Origin of the sequence: Methanobrevibacter sp. UBA212, from assembly GCF_905233225.1 — an archaeon.
Taxonomy (GTDB): Archaea; Methanobacteriota; Methanobacteria; order Methanobacteriales; family Methanobacteriaceae; genus Methanocatella.
The window spans coordinates 1-18,281 of sequence record NZ_CAJODJ010000035.1 but is presented as its reverse complement, the minus strand read 5'-3'; the positions used below and the strand labels follow the sequence as shown (position 1 = coordinate 18,281).

At 35.9% G+C, this 18,281-nt stretch carries 20 protein-coding genes and 1 tRNA gene; 10 read left to right on the top strand and 11 right to left on the bottom strand.

Annotated features, from left to right (window positions below; all coding sequences use genetic code 11):
• The 5 genes from QZ138_RS08950 to QZ138_RS08930 form a co-directional block, all read right to left on the bottom strand.
• The coding region (locus QZ138_RS08950; protein WP_292888713.1) for a hypothetical protein at window positions 1–201 on the bottom strand (201 nt) is incomplete at its 3' end.
• 293 nt (window positions 202–494) lie between these two features.
• On the bottom strand, window positions 495–1,298 hold the full coding sequence (locus tag QZ138_RS08945; protein WP_292888712.1) for an MFS transporter: 804 nt from the start codon (window positions 1,296–1,298) through the stop codon (window positions 495–497).
• Window positions 1,299–1,303: 5 nt separating this feature from the next.
• Window positions 1,304–1,855: an MFS transporter gene (locus QZ138_RS08940; protein ID WP_292888711.1), complete on the bottom strand. Its 552-nt coding sequence runs from the start codon at window positions 1,853–1,855 to the stop codon at window positions 1,304–1,306.
• 2 nt (window positions 1,856–1,857) lie between these two features.
• A complete protein-coding gene (locus QZ138_RS08935; RefSeq protein WP_292888710.1) occupies window positions 1,858–2,007 on the bottom strand; it encodes a hypothetical protein in 150 nt (49 codons plus the stop codon).
• 285 nt (window positions 2,008–2,292) lie between these two features.
• A tRNA-Lys gene (locus QZ138_RS08930) sits at window positions 2,293–2,366 on the bottom strand.
• Between the two features lie 342 nt (window positions 2,367–2,708).
• Between QZ138_RS08930 and QZ138_RS08925 the strand changes: the two genes are divergently transcribed.
• Both QZ138_RS08925 and QZ138_RS08920 read left to right on the top strand, forming a co-directional pair.
• Complete coding sequence (locus QZ138_RS08925) at window positions 2,709–3,860, top strand: MFS transporter (protein ID WP_292888709.1); 1,152 nt, start codon at window positions 2,709–2,711, stop codon at window positions 3,858–3,860.
• A gap of 2 nt (window positions 3,861–3,862) precedes the next feature.
• Window positions 3,863–4,306 carry a MarR family winged helix-turn-helix transcriptional regulator gene (locus tag QZ138_RS08920; protein WP_292888708.1) on the top strand — a complete coding sequence of 148 codons (444 nt, stop codon included), beginning with the start codon at window positions 3,863–3,865 and terminating at the stop codon, window positions 4,304–4,306.
• 150 nt (window positions 4,307–4,456) lie between these two features.
• On the opposite strand, the gene QZ138_RS08915 is transcribed toward QZ138_RS08920, so the two are convergent.
• Window positions 4,457–5,134 carry a zinc ribbon domain-containing protein gene (locus tag QZ138_RS08915; RefSeq protein WP_292888707.1) on the bottom strand — a complete coding sequence of 226 codons (678 nt, stop codon included), beginning with the start codon at window positions 5,132–5,134 and terminating at the stop codon, window positions 4,457–4,459.
• A 296-nt stretch (window positions 5,135–5,430) separates the two neighbouring features.
• Between QZ138_RS08915 and QZ138_RS08910 the strand changes: the two genes are divergently transcribed.
• Window positions 5,431–7,179, top strand: coding sequence for a subtype A tannase (locus QZ138_RS08910; RefSeq protein WP_292888706.1), 1,749 nt, complete (start codon window positions 5,431–5,433; stop codon window positions 7,177–7,179).
• A gap of 303 nt (window positions 7,180–7,482) precedes the next feature.
• The gene (locus QZ138_RS08905) at window positions 7,483–7,833 is read left to right on the top strand and encodes a carboxymuconolactone decarboxylase family protein (protein WP_292600245.1); all 351 of its coding nucleotides are present in this window, start codon (window positions 7,483–7,485) and stop codon (window positions 7,831–7,833) included.
• Window positions 7,834–7,874: 41 nt separating this feature from the next.
• On the opposite strand, the gene QZ138_RS08900 is transcribed toward QZ138_RS08905, so the two are convergent.
• Window positions 7,875–8,804, bottom strand: a complete 930-nt coding sequence (locus tag QZ138_RS08900) for a CPBP family intramembrane glutamic endopeptidase (RefSeq protein ID WP_292888705.1) — start codon at window positions 8,802–8,804, stop codon at window positions 7,875–7,877.
• Between the two features lie 141 nt (window positions 8,805–8,945).
• Between QZ138_RS08900 and QZ138_RS08895 the strand changes: the two genes are divergently transcribed.
• Both QZ138_RS08895 and QZ138_RS08890 read left to right on the top strand, forming a co-directional pair.
• Window positions 8,946–9,695 carry an ABC transporter permease gene (locus QZ138_RS08895; protein ID WP_292600241.1) on the top strand — a complete coding sequence of 250 codons (750 nt, stop codon included), beginning with the start codon at window positions 8,946–8,948 and terminating at the stop codon, window positions 9,693–9,695.
• Between the two features lie 8 nt (window positions 9,696–9,703).
• Window positions 9,704–10,456, top strand: a complete 753-nt coding sequence (locus QZ138_RS08890) for an ABC transporter ATP-binding protein (protein WP_292888704.1) — start codon at window positions 9,704–9,706, stop codon at window positions 10,454–10,456.
• Here the strand turns inward: QZ138_RS08890 and thiD are convergent, their stop codons facing one another.
• The 3 genes from thiD to proS are packed head-to-tail and all read right to left on the bottom strand — an operon-like array spanning window position 10,457 to window position 13,277.
• A complete protein-coding gene (gene thiD / locus QZ138_RS08885; RefSeq protein WP_292888703.1) occupies window positions 10,457–11,191 on the bottom strand; it encodes a bifunctional hydroxymethylpyrimidine kinase/phosphomethylpyrimidine kinase in 735 nt (244 codons plus the stop codon).
• Window positions 11,192–11,866, bottom strand: a complete 675-nt coding sequence (cofC, locus tag QZ138_RS08880) for a 2-phospho-L-lactate guanylyltransferase (RefSeq protein ID WP_292888702.1) — start codon at window positions 11,864–11,866, stop codon at window positions 11,192–11,194. It lies immediately after the preceding gene.
• A 7-nt stretch (window positions 11,867–11,873) separates the two neighbouring features.
• A complete protein-coding gene (gene proS, locus QZ138_RS08875; protein WP_292888701.1) occupies window positions 11,874–13,277 on the bottom strand; it encodes a proline--tRNA ligase in 1,404 nt (467 codons plus the stop codon).
• Window positions 13,278–13,406: 129 nt separating this feature from the next.
• On the opposite strand from proS, the gene QZ138_RS08870 reads away from it, so the two are divergent.
• The 4 genes from QZ138_RS08870 to QZ138_RS08855 are packed head-to-tail and all read left to right on the top strand — an operon-like array spanning window position 13,407 to window position 15,798.
• Window positions 13,407–14,450, top strand: coding sequence for an NAD(P)-dependent glycerol-1-phosphate dehydrogenase (locus tag QZ138_RS08870; protein ID WP_292888700.1), 1,044 nt, complete (start codon window positions 13,407–13,409; stop codon window positions 14,448–14,450).
• Window positions 14,450–14,887 carry a UPF0179 family protein gene (locus QZ138_RS08865; protein ID WP_292600230.1) on the top strand — a complete coding sequence of 146 codons (438 nt, stop codon included), beginning with the start codon at window positions 14,450–14,452 and terminating at the stop codon, window positions 14,885–14,887. Before QZ138_RS08870 ends, QZ138_RS08865 begins: the two co-directional genes overlap by 1 nt.
• Window positions 14,888–15,574 carry a ribose-5-phosphate isomerase RpiA gene (rpiA, locus tag QZ138_RS08860; protein ID WP_292888699.1) on the top strand — a complete coding sequence of 229 codons (687 nt, stop codon included), beginning with the start codon at window positions 14,888–14,890 and terminating at the stop codon, window positions 15,572–15,574. It abuts the gene before it with no gap.
• An 8-nt stretch (window positions 15,575–15,582) separates the two neighbouring features.
• Window positions 15,583–15,798, top strand: coding sequence for a hypothetical protein (locus QZ138_RS08855; RefSeq protein WP_292600226.1), 216 nt, complete (start codon window positions 15,583–15,585; stop codon window positions 15,796–15,798).
• 46 nt (window positions 15,799–15,844) lie between these two features.
• Here QZ138_RS08855 and QZ138_RS08850 read toward each other — a convergent pair.
• A partial coding sequence (locus QZ138_RS08850) for a right-handed parallel beta-helix repeat-containing protein (RefSeq protein ID WP_292888698.1) occupies window positions 15,845–18,281 on the bottom strand: 2,437 nt, incomplete at its 5' end.

Here is an 18,281-nt window from a genome sequence, read left to right as displayed (position 1 = left end):
AAAATGGCTTGAATACTTATTTAACACGATTTTTGAGTATTTAAACACATATTTAATGAATTTCAACAGTTTATTTGGCTTAATGTCCTTGTTAATTTCCTTGATTTTTTTGAGTGCAGGCTTTTCAAAACCAAAATCCGAAAGATTTAATTGCTTTAAAAACAAACAACTAATTGGAGAATAGGTATTTTCGCGTTTCATATTAATATTTATTCTCCATTTTACTATATATAATTATATATTACTTATTTTTTCTAATCAATGTGAAATTTCAAGTGTAAATCTTAATACACAATAATCAGACAATTTTAATAGATTATAAGTAAAAATAGAAATAAAAATAAATTTTTAAAAAATTTTTGCAAAAATCAAATAGGATTTCTACAAAGCCTTTTTTTTTTAAATGATTGGTGATGAGTTTTCTTAAAGTTGTTTCATACTTGTTTTTGGTAGCCTAAATATTAAAATAAGGTAAATGAGAGATGATCTCTCATTTAAATTTTCATATCTTTCAGCCGCACTATCAGAACAAAAATAATTGCCATCAGTATGGCCGTCACTATCATTATGAATCCCATGGACTCCCGAGTAATGGTGTCTAAAATGTTTTCAACAGTGCTGTTCTCTTTAACAGTGTCTACACTGTCCATATTTTGGAAGTAATCATAGACATCTGACTCGAATGCTTCATCTCCTGAATGTTCAGGGATATACATGTCGACTGCATCAGAAACGCCTCCCATTATTCCAAGAACTAAAATTATTCCGATAATTGCTGTACCCATTGATTCGCCTAATGACTCTCCGATTGATGTGATGCCTGATGCGTTATTTTGACTTTCATCAGGGATATTGGCTAATGCAATATCTACAATTAAAGCCATTATAAAACCAAATCCTGCTCCTAATATGAACATTCCCGGCAGAATGTCTAAAGGTGTTGTGTCCAGTCTGAACTGATGGCTTAAAATCAGACATCCAATGATTGCTATTATGCTTCCTATTGCCATGAGTTTCTTGTGGCTTATTTTTTCCGTTAATGCCGGAGCCAGCATTGAGAAAATAAGCAATCCCACAGTCAGCGGAAGTGTGGCCAAACCGGTATCGAATGCATTTAATTCCAATACGCTTTGCAGATAGAGGGAAACTACAAACAATCCTCCTCCCATTATAAGATAACATAATATCATTATAATGGTGCCCACACGCAAGTTTCTGTCTTTAAATAAATCAATGTCAAGCAATGGTATTTTTCCATTTCTTTTTCTTCTGCTTTCAAACCATGCAAAGGCTGCCAAAACGATTATCCCACAATTATTACAGCTATGCTGGTATTGGTATTCTTGGATAGGGATAAAATACCAAGGATTAACAAAACAAGGCCAATAAATGAGATTATGGCGCCTGTAATGTCCAATTCACTTTTAGATTCTGTAGGTACGAAATCAGGTATTTTCTTTTGCATTATTAAAATAAAGGCAATGATTATTAATTCACATGCAAATCCATATCTCCAACTTAAAAATGTTGTCATCACTCCTCCGAAAAGCGGACCGACAGCAGATGCAACCGCACCCATAACGCCAACTATTGCCAAACCGGCCGTACGTCTTTCGCCGGAATAGGTTCCGCTTACAATGGAAACGGTGGCGGGCAGCATTAATGCCCCGGCAATACCTTCTATCACTGCCCATCCGATAAATAACATTGTATCGCTGGAACTTATTGCCGCAATCGATGTGCCGATACCATAAAGTACCGCACCGATTAAAAACAGTTTCTTTTTACCGACTATATCCTGAAGTTTGGCACTAAGCAGCATGAACGCCGCATTGAAGAGGGTATAAAATGTCATGATCATTTGATGGTATTCACATTAGTATGCAAATCATCAACAAGCTGGGTAATACTTACATTCATGAATGTAGAGTCCAAAGCTATAATAAAAGAAGCAAAAGCCACCACTATTAGCGGAATCCATGAGTGTTCCTTTATTGTTTCATTCATAGTTTATTTGTCCTCCATTTTTGTTAGTGACATTTAGTCATGTCTTAATTATTGATATATTTATAATTTCAATATTCCATAATTGTTTTTTCTCATTGTTGTGTTATATAGTTTTTTGAAAATTTCTGGTGAAGCGAAAAAACAGTCAGATATAAAATAGTCGTTTAATTAAAGGCTGATTCAGAAAAATAAGACAAAACAGGTTAAAATATTTAAAAATTAACAATTATAACATTTTATAGGTTAATCTAAATTCATTAAACCAATTTCTTCAAAACTAGAAAATGGGCCCGACGGGAATTGAACCCGCGACAACAAGGTTAAGAGCCAAGTGCTCTGCCAGACTGAGCTACGGGCCCATATGAAAAAATTTTTTTACAAAAATTCAATACTAATGTTATGTCATTTACTATATTTAACTATTTTGTTTTTATCATGAATATGTGGGAAAGCCATGATCTAAATCTAGTGTGTGAAATATTGTTTGTGCAGTATTTTTAGGTGAAAAGTAAAACTCACTGAAATCAGACTTGATGATTATCGGATATGATGTTTTTTAATGGATAGTAAAATGAAATCATGAGTAACATTTTGAAAGTCCTAAAATAATTTTCATCAGAAGTTTTAAATAATATTAAAATCAAATTAATATTTATCTTTCCTAATGAAAGAGTTATCTTATGAAAGTATATGGGATTAACATGAAAAATGAAAATTTGATAATTTATATCATGATGTTCGGTACATTTGGAGTATTGAGTACTGAAATGGGAGTGGTGGGGATATTGCCTCAAATTGCGCAATATTTTAATGTAGATATCACACAGGCAGGCTTGTTCGTGAGCTTGTTTGCACTGACTATTGCAATATGTGGGATATTCATGCCTCTTGTATTTTCAAAATTTGACAGAAAAAAAAGTTTCATTTTGGTTTTGGGGATTTTTACATTATTTTCAACAATCGGAGCATTTGTAAGTGATTTTAATATTGCATTGATCTGCAGAATAATACCTGCAATTTTCCATCCGATTTATTGTGGATTGGCATTGACGGTTGCCGCAGAAATAGTGGAACCAGAAAAAGCGCAGGATGCGGTAAGCAAGGTAATTATGGGAGTGTCAGCGGGGATGATTGTAGGAGTTCCGATAACAACATTTGTTGCAACAAACTTCGGATATCAATTTTCAATGCTGTGGTTCAGTCTGGTTACATTCCTGGCATTGATAGCTACAATAATATTTTTCCCAAGCCTGCCGGGTAAGGAACAATCCTATGGAAATCAAATTAAAGTAGCAACAACAGGAGTATTTATAATATCTGTTTTAGGAGTTATATTCTTAAATGGAGGCATGTATACTGCATATTCATACATTTCAGAATTTCTAAATTCATTAACTAACATATTCGGAACTGAATTAAGCATTGTACTGTTTATTTATGGAGTTGCATCAATTGTCGGAAACTGGCTTGGAGCCAAATTATTAAATTCCCAAACAAATAAAACGGTTTTATCATTTCCAATAATCTTTTCAATGTTGGTGGTTGGAATATTCATATTCGGAGGCGCTAAGATACCAATGATTGTCTTTATGATTTTTTGGGGACTGCTTGCGGGTATTGGTAATGATATTTCCCAATACTGGATGGTTTCAGCAGCACCCGACGCTCCTGAATTCGCAAATGGAATATTCTTAAGTATGGGAAATGTCGGAGTCACTTTAGGAACAACCATCGCCGGAGCAGTAGTTGCTGGAATGGGTGTCCAGTATGTAATGATTGCAGCTGTTGTGGTGATGATTATCGATTTAATACTGTTATCTATCAGAACATACAAATATCCAAGTGAGGCATAAAAATGACGTTACCTGCTCAATTCAAAAAGGAAAATTCACAAAATATATTCATATATCACTATGTCGAAGAAATGATTGCTGATTATACAAAATATGTTAAAGAAACATTGGATGACCCTGACATTACTGTTGCTGAACTGCCGTTTCTAATAAGGATTAGATATAGTGAAGAAACTACGCAAAAGGAATTGGTAGAACTGTTTAGAGTCAGTGAAGGATATACTGCTAAGCTTTTAAGGAAATTTGAAGATAAAGGATATCTGACTCGATGCGAAGATCCGACAAACAGGCGTAAAAAAATTGTCGAATTAACTTCACGGGGAACTGAAAAAACGGATGAGTTAATCAAATTAATTAATGATTGGGAAATGAAAGTAACAAAAAATATGAGTGATGAAGAGGTTAAAATGCTAAAAAGTTTATTATTTAAAGTAGTTGAACCATAATGATTTTTTAGCATCACAAAAGATTAATCTGGCGCTCTTCTCAATTCTAAAAATTCCTCTCTTATAATATATAGGTTAGTAAAAATTTCCAAAATAAAATATATTTTTTTGGTTTGTCAATCCCTTCCTCTAAATGGCAGTGAAGTTCAATTATAATTCATAATCTTCACAAAACTTTCCAAAGGATAAGGAATGTCCTAAATGACAATAATATTCAGTATACCCTTCACTATCAAAATCACCAACAATGCCGCCTCCACTGTCCATAAATTCTTCGTAGCAGTGTCTGCATTTCAAATCACAATAGTTGCCGCCAACTGTTTTATTCTTTTCTATTTTACCATTCATTTCTTTTTCTTTTGTGATTCTAACGTTTTTTTGTTCTTTGTTAGTTTTTTTTAATTCTTTTTTTATGATGTATTTAAGTTCTTCCTCACTTCTTTCTTCCTTTTTATTGATTAGTTTATCTTTTAGATTTTCTTTAATGGAAATTACATATTGTGGGCTAATATTGTTTTTTCTTATTTCTGATTTGATTTCTTCTGATTCGAATATTTTATCAATTGTTTTTAATTTTTTCTTTTTTTCTTTTTTCTCTTCAGCTATTCTTTCTCTCTCTTTTTCTATACTGTCGTTGACTGATTTTAATAAAGTTTTCTTTTGTTTTACATTAGATTTATCTATTTTAGCTCCGCAGTTTATGCAGAAATTATCTTCTTTTCTTATTTTAGCTCCACAGTTGGTGCAGAAATTATCCTCTTTTTCTAATTTTGTTCCACAGTTGGTGCAGAAATTATCTTCTTTTCTTATTTTAGCTCCACAATTCATGCAAAAGTTGGCCATATTACACCATTCCCAAAGTCTTCTTAAAGAAATTTCAGTTAAAAAACTTATTTATAGATTTTGTATGTTTTTATATTTGTCATGTTTTTTAAGCAAAAAGCAAAGTCAACCAATACAAAAATTTACTGTGTTGATGAACTTCCCGGGGTAAATAACAGGAATTTAACTGTTGAGGAATTACAACAAATGAATTGGTAATAATATAAATGTAAAATATTATGCAGAACCATTAAAAAGACTTAAATATTACTTTCAATTTATTATTATTATTTGGTGAAGGTATGGAAAAAGTATATAAAATTATTTTAATTTCTTTCATTGTTCTAATGGCTATTGGGGGAGCATTTCTTTTAATGGGTAATTCTTCACATATTGGTGAGGGACCGTCATATAATGCAAGTGCATTATCAAATAACCTTTCAATAAATATGGACAATTGGCGATATGATAAAACAAACGATATTTATTATCAGATAGGACTGGTATACTGTATGAATCCGGAAGATGCGACTTATGAATCCTGCGGAATATATGTGCCCGGCAAATACTTTGAGGGAACTAAAATTTCAAATGGAAAATATATCTGTAAGATTAATGAAAGTGCAAATGTTGGAAACTACACTGCCGGTTCTGCACCTATTGTAATGCCTATAGATACTCCACGTTATTCTGCATGCGCCGCACCTACCCGCTACAAGGCAGATAAAGTTAAGGCCTATACTGATGAGGGTTTCATTTATCTGGATGCGGGATGCAGGGGAAAAGACAATGCAGAAGCACCTGATGGAGTGGTTGACCTGAAATCCGCCATAACTTATTATAGGTTTAACGGTGATGTACTGCCTGGAAACAATGAGAAAATATTTGCCTTTGGACATAGTGGAGGAGGAGCTCAATCTGCAATACTGGGCGCTTCCGGAAACAGTGAATTATATAATCAGTATCTTGAGGATATTGGTGCTGCAATGGTTGATAAAAATGGAAATAGGTTATCAGATGCCATTGAAGGTTCAATGTGCTGGTGTCCAATAACAAATTTTGATACTGCTAATGAGGCATACGAATGGAATATGGGACAGTATGTAAGAAGTTCAAATACATTTGCAGGCGCCTTAAGCAATGACTTGGCAGAAGAATATGCCGTTTACATCAATGATTTAGGCCTCAAAGATCCAAACGGAAACACACTTACACTTAAAGAAAGTAAAGAGGGAGTTTATGCTTCAGGCAGCTACTACGATTATATGTTAGGTGTCACTGAAGAGTCATTGAACAATTTTTTAAATGATACAACATTTCCATATACCTCAAGTTCTGATGCTATTGAAGGTATGGACGGTAATGCACAATCGGATGATGGTGAAATGCCAACTAAAAGCAATGTTTCAGATTCATCAACAACTTATAAAACCGCAAAAGACTACATAAATTCCCTTAATGGAAAAGATAATTGGATTAAGTATGATTCAAGTACAAATACTGCTAAAATAGCCAGTCTTGAAGCATTTGTAAAACATTGCAAAAATCCCTCTCGACCAGTACCGGCTTTTGATTTGTTGAATCGATCCCAAATTGAAAACGAATTGTTCGCCCTTGATGCAAAAGGGCCGTCACATTTCGATAAAACGCTAGGCGATCTGCTTAACAACAACAGTAAAAAATACTCCAAATACAGTGATTACCCAAAAAATTACGCTAAAGAATATCGCGCTGATTTGGCTTCAAAAGACAGCTTAAACAACAGCATGGAAACTCGTGTGAACATGTACAATCCAATGTATTATCTATGTGATTATTATGAGGGTGCAGGAAGCTCGGATGTGGCCAATTACTGGAGAATAAATACTGGAATCGAACAGGGAGACACTTCACTCTGCGTTGATGTTAATTTATATTTGGCTGTTTTAAATAAAGTCGGCAAGGATAATGTTGATTTTTCAACAGTTTGGGATCAGGGACATATTCGGGCTGAAAGAACTGGTAGTTCCACCAGCAATTTCATTAACTGGGTAAATGATTGTTTAAACTAAAATGAGTGGATAATATCTAAAAAAAGAATGATTAAGATTAATCCTGGAAAAAAATAATAAAAACAACCCCTGTAAGGGATTGTCACGGCCTGCGATACGCAGGTATCCGCTCGAAAATAATAACATTTCGCTCACTAAAAAGCATGTTAAATAATCGGGAATCCTCAACTTCTTAAAAGTTGGATGAAGTTCAAATTCAATTTCTGGAGAAATGTGGCTGTAATTACTAGTGGGGATAGCTATTTATATATAACTTAAAAATTAAATCATTAATTAATTAAAATTATTTTGGAGAGAGATTATATGAAAGGAGATGTATATTACGGAAAAGGAATTAGGGAACTTGAAGGGGAATATCCTGATTTATATGAGTTGGTGTCTGATTTGAACAGCACTGTATGGGAAGGCAAGGTCATTGACTATAAAACCCAAAAACTGATTGCTATTGGAATTACCGCTTCACGTGCTGACCCAAGAGCTACCAAAAAACAGATGAGAAGTGCCATTGAAGTATTGGGCATTACAAAAGACGAAATCGTTGATGTCTTGAGGGTAGTTCTTTTGACTTCAGGTATGCCTGCATTTTCCAAATCACTTCAAATCTTAAACAGTGTTGTCGAAGCTATCGAAGAGGAAAGAGAAGATAAGGCTTAATTCTTCTCTTATTTTTTTTAGCATTCTGTGTTATATAATATTTAACCTAAAATCTGATAGACCATCTCACCTATAAAAAACAGGATAAACAAAATCATTCCTATATTTAAATACACTGTTTTAAACGGATTTTTCAAATTGATTTGTGTTTTTGCACCATTAAATCTTGCCTTTTTAATTTTGGTAAGTCCATAAAGTCCAATTATTAAAGAAATTAATATGATTGCAACATATCCTAGTATTATCAATGCATCAATAGGATTTGGGTTTATTTGGATATTTGAAACTGAATTGGCAAGGATTAGGCTCATGACTGATCCCATAAAGTTTACAATTGCATGCAGGATTATGGTGTAGGTTATCTTTCCGGTCCTGATGTAGACATATGCGAAAAACCCTCCCATCAGGAATGCATAGAAGAACTGGTTCAGGTTTCCGTGGAAAAATGCAAAGAGCACTGCGGACAATATTATTGATACCTTTGCACCATACTTTATTGTTCTGTCAATTAAAAATTTCCTGAAAAGGATTTCCTCACATATCGGAGCGAATATGCTGATTACCAACAGATTAATCCAAATGTCGGCGCTGTTGATTAATTGCTGAACCGGATTTGCAATATCGCTTTGCATTGCACCGCTTAAAAGCATTGTAATAATCAAACCGGCCATGTTTCCAATCCACATTAATGTTATGGTGATTCCAGTGTAAAGTATGAATGTTTTTACACTGATGCCTGCCTTTTCGATTTCAACGTCATCCAGTTTTTTCATAAGCCAATAGAAGATTGGAAACGGAAGGATATAATTGCATAGTGATGATATTACAGTCACTATGTTTATGTCGTGCAGATATTCCGGATTTATCAAGGAAATGATGTTGACTATGATTATCTGAAGTACTATTGCCATTATGCCAAGTATCAGGTAATTTGCCCCTATTTTTGAGAAAAACTTTTTGTGAATGTTCAATTTTTCACCTATATTCATAATTAAAATTTTTAAAATATAAATGTTATTGTAATTTTTTACATGGGAGTATTTTTTCTAAAGTTTTTATACCATTAAAACATAATTTAATATGTATAAAAAAATATTTGATTAAGTGATTTAATGTTTGATAATTATAAGAATAAGTTTGTTCCATTGATTTTGCCAATCTGCATAATCATCTTCTGGTATCTTATTACCGAAGGATGGGGCATCGTCAATCCATACATCCTTCCGGGTCCGATAACAGTCTGTCAATCCGCCTGGGAGTTAATATTAAATGGAAAGCTTCTAACAAACACTCTTGATACTTTATATAAGGTATTTGCCGGTTTGATTTTAGCTGCTGTTGTTGCCATTCCTTTAGGAATCCTTCTTGGATGGTATAAGACTCTGGAAGACATTGCAACTTTGGTAATCAGTGTATTAAGGCCAATTCCTCCTGTTGCATGGATTCCATTTTCAATTCTTTGGTTTGGAATAGGAATGTTTCCGGCGGTTTTCATTATTTTTATGGGTTGCGTATTCCCGATATTGGTCTATACAATTGATGGAGTTAAAAGAACTGACAAGGTTTTAATTGAATCAGCTCAAACATTGGGTGCAAGCGATTGGAACGTTTTGAAAAGGGTAATCCTGCCTTCAACAGTCCCATATATTGTTTCAGGTTTGAAAGTTGGAATCGGTATTGCTTTGATGTGTACCATTTCAGCCGAAATGGTTGGTTCAAGCAGCGGTTTAGGTTATATGATTTTGACAGCAACCAGTCTGTTTGATCCAGGTACAACAGTTGTTGGTATGTTAGATATTGGGTTAATAGGTATTATTTTTGATTATATATTTACTAAAATCCAAAATAGGATATTCTGGTAGGTGTTAATGTGTCAATTGAAGTAAAAAATATTAATAAATCTTTTAAAAGTAAAAAAACAGACAATCTATCAGTTTTAGAAGGCATTAATCTACATATTGATGATGGGGAATTTGTTTGTCTTTTAGGGCCTTCAGGATGTGGAAAAACCACTCTATTAAGATTAATCGCAGGTCTTGACCAGCCTAGCTCTGGCGAAATCATTGCCAATGGCGATAAGGTGGATAAGCCATCCGGAGACAGGGCTGTAATTTTTCAGCAATATTCACTGTTCCCATGGTTAACTGTCCTGCAGAATGTGACATTTGGTTTGGAGATGACCAAAAAGGGATCTAAGGAAGAAAATATTGCTGCGGCCGAGAGGTACCTTACAAGTGTCGGTTTAATTGACTTTAAGGATAGCTATCCTCATGAACTTTCAGGTGGTATGAAACAAAGGGTTGCAATTATCAGATCTCTGCTTAATCATTCACCAATCCTTCTCATGGATGAGCCGTTTTCTGCATTGGATATGCAAAATAGGCACAAGCTTCAAGAACAGCTCATAGGGGTTTGGAAGAGATTTGAAAACACAATAGTTTTCGTAACCCACGATGTCGATGAAGCCGTATATCTGGCTGATAAAATTGTCATCATGGGCAAAAACCCTGGAAGAATTGAAAACGTTGTTGAAGTGGATATGGAAAGGCCGAGAAAAAGAGATTCACAGGAATTCATCGCACTTCAGGACTCAATTGTTGAAAACTTAGATATGGGAGACTAGTTATATTTTAGCTATTAATGTCCCATAATTTCCATTTTTTATTCCATCATAAACATAATCCATCGCCTTAAAACAAGAATCCATTAAAGAATTTTCTTTTGCTAAATATGCAGTTATTGCAGATGACAGATTACATCCTGAACCGTGTAGGTTTTCGGTTTCAATCAAATCCTGTTTTTTGACTGTTATTTCATTATTGACATTGATTACATTAATTCCGTCCAAATGCCCGCCGGTGATAAAGCAGTTGCAGTCAATAAGTTCAGTTGCTTTGATGGCATCCTCTTTGTTATTGATGTTAATTCCGCTTAGCTTTTCGGCTTCGCTGACGTTTGGTGTGGTCAGTATTGATTTTGGAAGCAAATATTTATTGAAAGCATCGGCTATGTCCTCTTTTGTCAAATTTCCACCTGAAGTTGCAACCATTACCGGATCCACCACAGCTTTCAAGTCATATTCTTTAACCTTTTCAGCTACAAGTTTGATTATTTCCGGTGAGTATAGCATTCCTGTCTTGATGAATTCCACGTCATATGCATCCATCACGGAATCTATCTGCTCTTCAATATATTCCGGTGAAACTGGCTGGGTTGAGAAAAATTCATAGGGATTTTGTGATGTCAGTGCGGTTACGATGCCTGTTCCGTAAACTCCAATGGCCTGAAATGTTTTCAAATCAGCAAAAATGCCTGCGCCTCCTGACGGGTCAACGCCTGCAATGCTCATCACTATCATCTAATCATCTCTTGTGACTTTCAGGCGTTCGGATCCACGGAAGGACTCAACATTAACCTTAAGCTCCTTCAAATATTGTCTTGTGTGGGTTTTTTTGCCGTGAATCATGATTTCACCCAAATCTTCAGTTGTATTGACATCCAATGCCATGAAAAATGAATCATGGACCTGCGGATTGAGTTTTTTCCTTTCTGCAGCCTGAAGGTGCTCTTCATAACTGAATCCTTCATATCTTGTGCGGATGGCCATAGGTTTCATAATTATCATGTTGGTTCCGCCGCCTTTTGACGGGACAATGATGAAATCCAGACTTTTGGATGCGTCAATCAGCATCTGAACATTTGTTTTGCCAATCAATGGAATGTCTGAAGGAACTATAATTACCTTTCTTGTTTTTCCTTTGCATATTTTCATTGCCTGTGTAAGTGCCTTGTTCAGGTTTGAATTGTCATTTTCCTGAATTGTATTCACATTCAAACTTTCCGCATAGCTTAACACATCTTCGTCACGGCTAATGATGAAAATTTTATCCACATGCTTTTTTAAGGTATCGGTTACGTCCCGAAGCATGGCTTTTAAAAGATTTTCCCTCTCTTCTGCAGATAAAAATGGAGAAAGCCTTGTTTTTGCATTTTTGAATGTGGTTACTGGAATTATCGCATAAATGTTGTCCATATTATCACTAGTATGTTTTGGCAATTAACGCAATGTATTTGGCATCTTTTCCACTGGCTATACATTTGCCTTCAGACACCTCTTCCTGAATGCCTAAAACGTCATAGCCTGTTTTTTCTTCAATTTCATGGCCGACGTCCTCATCTCCGCACCAGTAGAACTTGACGACATTTCCTGATTCCACTAGTTCTGGAATTTCATCAAGGGTATTGGCGAATTTGACATGTTCCTCTTGGAAATCCCATGCCTGTGCAGAGAGGTTTTCAGAAGATTTGTCCAGTAAGTCAATAACATTATCCACTAAATCGTCATCCAATTGAATTTCAATCTTTTCTCCTTCGTCACGTCTCATTGCAACGGTGATATTGTTTTCAAGGTCTCTTGGTCCAAGTTCAAGCTTGACAGGTGTTCCCTTCAGTTCCCAGTCGTTGAATTTTTTACCCGGCCTGATGTCCCTGTCATCCAGCTGAACTCTTATGCCTTTTTCCTCCAATTGTTCTTTGATTTGTGAGCATTTTGCAAGAACTTCCTCTTTTCCTTTCTTGAATAAGATTGGAATGATGGTGACCTGATTCGGTGATACTTTCGGTGGTAGGCGCAATCCTGTTTCATCTCCATGAATTCCAATGACTGATGCGATGACTCTGTCGGATACTCCTGCACAGGTCTGATAAACCAATTTGTGTTCTCCGTCCTTGTCTTCAAAGGTAATGTCAAAAGTCTTTGCAAAGGTCTGACCCAGATTGTGGATTGTACCAATCTGCAGGGTTTTTCCGTTTGGCATTATGACATCAAAGGCCATTGTATAGTCTGAACCGGGGAACTTGTCCCATTCAGGTCTTCTGGAAATCAAATATGGAATTCCCAAATCGTCGAAGAATTCCTTATACATTTCAATGAAGTCCTGAATCTGCTCATCGGATTCCTTTTTTGTTGCATGAGCGGTATGGGCTTCCTTAAAGGTAGTGATTTCTCTAACTCTGATTAAAGGTCGGGTATGTTTTGTTTCGTATCTGAAAGTGTTTACAATCTGATACATTTTGATTGGCAAGTCAATATGTGTTCTGATCCATAATGAATACATAGGATATATTGCGGTTTCACTGGTTGGCCTTAAGGCCAGCTGTTCGTTCAATTCAGTCTGTCCACCTTTTGTAACCCAGTACACTTCATCTTCAAATCCCTTAACATGTATCCCTTCCTTTGCAAGTTCAGTTTCAGGAACAAGCATGGGGAACAGTACCTCATCATGGTCCTTGTCCAGCAGCTTTTTAATAATGTTCATTGAATGTTTTCTTATTTGAAAACCGTATGGTCTCCAAACCGCCATTCCCTTAATGGGATATCTTGAATCAGTTATGTCCGCTTGTTCTAAAATGTCATGAAACCATTCGTCAAAATTTTCCACCATATCACCTAAAATAATTTTTTATAATATTAAATTATCTGTTTTTAATAAGTATTAAAGTTATTTAAAGAAAAGTTATTTATAATTACTGTTGACATATATATCATTGTATAATTAATTTTAGGAGATATTATGAGCAACAGGAAAATACAAATGCCTCGTGAAGTTTACATTGATCCGGGTATTATTAAAGACACCGGTGAGATTTGCAGATCTTTGCATTTGGATAAAAAGATTCTAATCGTTACAGGTGCCCATACCTATGATATCGGTGCAAAACCTGTAATGGAAAGCCTTGAAAAGGAAGATATTGAATTTGATGTAATCAAAGTTGACAGAGCATCCTATGAATCAATATCTGAAGTTGAAGAATTAATCACTCCTGACACCACAGTTTTAGGCGTTGGCGGTGGAAAGGTTATTGATGTGGCGAAGTTATCTTCATATAATCAGGGCGTCTATTTTGTATCCATGCCAACAACTGCTTCTCATGACGGTATTGTATCTCCTATGGCATCAATCAAAAACCCTAACACTTCAATATCAGCAACCGCCCACTCGCCAATAGCGGTCATTGCGGATTCCGAAATTCTTGCACAGTCTCCATTCAGACTCTTGGCGGCAGGATGTGCAGACCTGATTGCAAACTTTACTGCCATCAAGGATTGGGAATTGGCCCATAGGTTGAAGAATGAATCGTTTTCAGAGTCTGCTGCGGCATTGTCAATAATGTCAGCCCACCTGATTACCGACAACATTGCCAACATCAAACCTAATCTTGAGCCTAGTGCAAGAATCGTCATGAAATCGCTCTTCAGCGGAGGAATGGCAATAAGCATTGCCGGTTCATCAAGGCCTGCAAGCGGTTCTGAGCACATGTTCTCACATTCTCTTGACAAGATTTTGGACAAGCCTGCACTTCACGGCGAGCAGTGCGGTGTTGGAACAATCATGATGATGTATCTTCACGGAGGGGATTGGAAAGCAATAAGAGACTCCCTAAAGGCTGTAGATGCTCCAACCACTGCAAAAGAATTGAACATTGCTGAAGAGGATATTATTGAAGCATTGATGATGGCTCATGAAATCAGACCTGAAAGATATACTATTTTAGGAGACAATGGAATTTCAAAAGAAGCTGCTTATGAATTGGCTTATAAAACAGAGGTGATTTAATGATAACACTGATAGGTATAGATTTAGCAAAAAAAGGTCAAGAATTTGTTTTTCTAGGTCCTGCCAAGGAATGTGAAGACTGCAGATTTAAGTCATCCTGTATCGGAAACTTGGAGAAGAACAGGAAATACGTTGTAACTGAAGTAAAGGAAAATGAACAGAACTGTCCTATCCATGCTGAAGGCAAAGTAATTCCTGTTGAAGTTGACAGAGCTGAAATAGAAATACTAACCACTTCAAAAAACATTTTTGAAGGATCAACATTTACATATGATGCTCCTGACTGTGACGAAAACTGTGATTATCATGATTTGTGTTTCCCTGAAGGACTGTTTGAAAAGGACAAGTGCATAGTATTGGAAAACAATGGAAAACATAAAGGGGAATGCAAGAAAGGCTTAAAACTTAATAACTTAACTTTAGGATTTGTGATTTAAATGAAAGATACTAGTAGCAATAGTTCTTCTAAAATGAATGCAGGATACAAAGCTGCAGAATATGTCGAAGATGGAATGGTCTTAGGGCTTGGAACAGGTTCAACCACACACTTTTTCATTGAAAAGGTGGGCATGAGAATCAGAGATGAAGGAATAAACGTGATGGGAATTCCGACATCCTTCCAATCATTGCTGAAGGCCAAGGAATGGAACATTCCAATAACCACCTTGGAAGAGCATGACATTGACCTGTCCGTTGACGGGGCAGATGAAGTCGACTCCGAATTCAATCTCATTAAGGGTGGGGGAGCTGCCCACACTAAAGAAAAGATTGTTGATTATGCAGCAGACAAATTCATAGTTATAGTTGACGAATCCAAAGTCGTTGATGAATTGGGAAATTTCCCTGTTCCTGTTGAAGTGCTTCCGGATGCATCCAGAATGGTTATTAAGGAGCTTGAAGATATGGGAGCTGCCTGTGAGATAAGGATGGCCCAAAGAAAGGACGGTCCTGTAATCACCGACAATGGAAACTTTGTAATCGACGCCAAGTTTGAAAAAATTGAATCTCCCGCACACCTTGAAATCGACTTGAATATGATTCCGGGTGTTGTGGAAAACGGAATCTTTTCACAGATGGTTGATAAGGTTATTATAGGAACTGATGACGGTACCAAAGAGTTATAGTGATTCAAATGCCGATGTTTGACGTTCCGGATATTAGGGATATGCTCTATAAGGTTGTAATCGTATGTGGAGCTATAATTGTAATCTATGGTGTTTTGTGGCTATTGGTTAGTTTGGGCATAATCCCAGCGATTATTACGGCCGTATTTCCTCCGATAGTCCTGATAATAATAGGACTGTTTGTCATTTACACCGTTGTCGACCACAGAAAAAATTATTACTGATTTTAATTTTAAAAAAAGAAAATTTAAGAAGAGACTTTAATCTCTTCTATTTTTTAACTGTTATTTTCACTTTTTTGGTTGCTGCCTTGTAAAGGCCAGTTCCTTTGAATTTGATAACTGCTGAATATTTACCTTTTTTAGTTAACTTTTTAAGATTGAAGGTTGCTTTACCTTTAGCGTTGGTAGTTGCTTTGTATGTTTTTCCTTTAACTTTTAAGGTAACTTTAAGTCCTTTAATAGCTTTGTTAGCTGCCTTTAAAGTAATGGTATACTTTTTATTTTTGGCTTTGGCTTTGAAAGTTTTCTTTTTAGCAGTTATTTTGACAGCTTTTTTGGTTACTTTAGCAGGTTCAGGCGCAGGTGCAGGTGTAGGCGCAGGAGCATCTTTAACAGTAATGGTAGCGATTGCGTTTCCTGCCTTATTGTAGTAATCACTTACAGTATATGCCTTTGCAGTGTAATTGCCTGTAGGTAAACTTAATTCAATGGAAGCTTTACCGTTGGCATCTGTTTTGATGGAATATACTGTTTCACCAATGCTGATTGAACCGGTTTTATTTGCAATGGCATTGCCTTTGCTGTCTTTTAAGGTAATTTCAAATGTGCCGTTTTTATTGCTTTCCAAAGTGACATTGTTTGCGACTAGGTTAACCTTTTGTGAGTCGTAGTAGGTTCCTTCGAAAGGTGCTGGATTGGCTTCAGTCGGATAATATCTGCTTTCTGACTGCACAAGGAAATATTCAAATGTAGGTGGGAACGGCAATTTGTCCGGAGTGAATGAATTTTTGCCGATGGTAATGTTATAATAAGGGTTTAGTCCTCCATTTCCACCGAGCATAATTGCAATTCTGCTTCCCATTAAAGTATTGTTGAATATGCAGATGTTGTTGGATCCGTAACATGTTATTGAACTTATTTTTGACTGTTTGATTGTATTTCCATAAACCTTGTGTCCGGAGGAATGTAAAAGGTAGATTCCATCTTTGGAACCGGTGATTGTGTTGTTGTAAACAGTGACATTTTTCCCTTGGTTGAATCTTACATCAATACCGTGGTTTACGGCATTTGTAATTGTATTGTTTGCAATGATTGAATTTGCAGATCCGAAACATATGATACCTGTTGTGTATTGATTGCTTACTTTGTTATTTGTAATTAATGCATTAGGACGTCCTTGTTGCCTTTCACCGATGAACATACCCCAGGAGGCACCTTCAACATTACAGTTGGTAATTGTAAGGTTTGGACTGAGTATGGAATAAATGCCTGCGGTGCAGTATTCCCTTAAATTCTGGTTTATTCCGCTTGTGGAGTCATATCCAGGATACATGCATTTAATGTTCAAATCGCTTACGACAATGCTTGAAGCGTTCAGGCAGTATAATACTGCAGAATATGTAATTCCAAATCCTCCTTCATTGGTTTTATTTTTTACTCTTTCAGGAACCAAATCAAGTGAAGCGGAGTTATAGCTTATTAAAGTTGCATTATTTCCAATTACTTTAATGCTTTTTTCAATGTAAAGGGTTATGTTTTCAAATGCTGCATTCTTTTCAAATATTAAGGTGTCTCCGTTGTTCATTCCGTTGATGACTTCCTGAATTTGAGCATTGGTCATTCCTGAAGTTATTGTACGATTTGTTTCAGTTGGCTTTAATAGTGTATCATAATCGATAACAATTGGTCCTGGAACTTTAATTTCGCTAAATTCAACATAAGTTTCATTGGATTTACTGCTGTCAGTGTGAGTGCCCATCATTGCATCTACACTAGCGTAGTCTCCTTTTGCTTCAGCTACATAATAGCAGAATGAAGGTGGGAAAGGCAATGCATCCAATTTCCATTCATTTGTGCCGATTGTAACATTATTGTATCCGGTGTAAGTGCCTCCAACAGGTGCGCCTCCTCCTAAAAGAACGCCAATTCTTGAGTAATAAAATTTATTGTTATATATATTGATATTGCTTGCACCGCAACATGTAACTGAGCTTAATGAACAATCAATAATTGTATTTCCAGTTATAACATGTCCTTTGGAGTGCAATAGATAAATACCCTCTTTAGCACCAATTACTGTGTTGTTGATTATTTGTGCGTTTGGTCCTAGCTGGTGTCTGACGTCAATACCATGATTTTTAGCATTTGTTACGGTATTGTTTTTTATTTTTGACCTTGGGGATTGGAAACTGAATATTCCGGTTATTCCCTGATTTTTAACGTTATTGTTTTCTATAAGGGTATCTTCACAGTTCTGCAGCCATATACCCCAGGAACAGCCATCGATTGTAGTATTTGAGATGGTTGTCAAATTGGTTTTATATGCGTATATTACTGCATTGCTGTATTTCGGATCTTTTCCCATTGAAGTTCCGCTATGTGCTCCTGCAACAATGGTTATGTCTTTTAAAACCAAATTCTTTGTTTCAAGGAGGTATAATGTTGCAAGGTTGGTGATTGCGTATCCCCCTTCTGTTGTCTTGTCA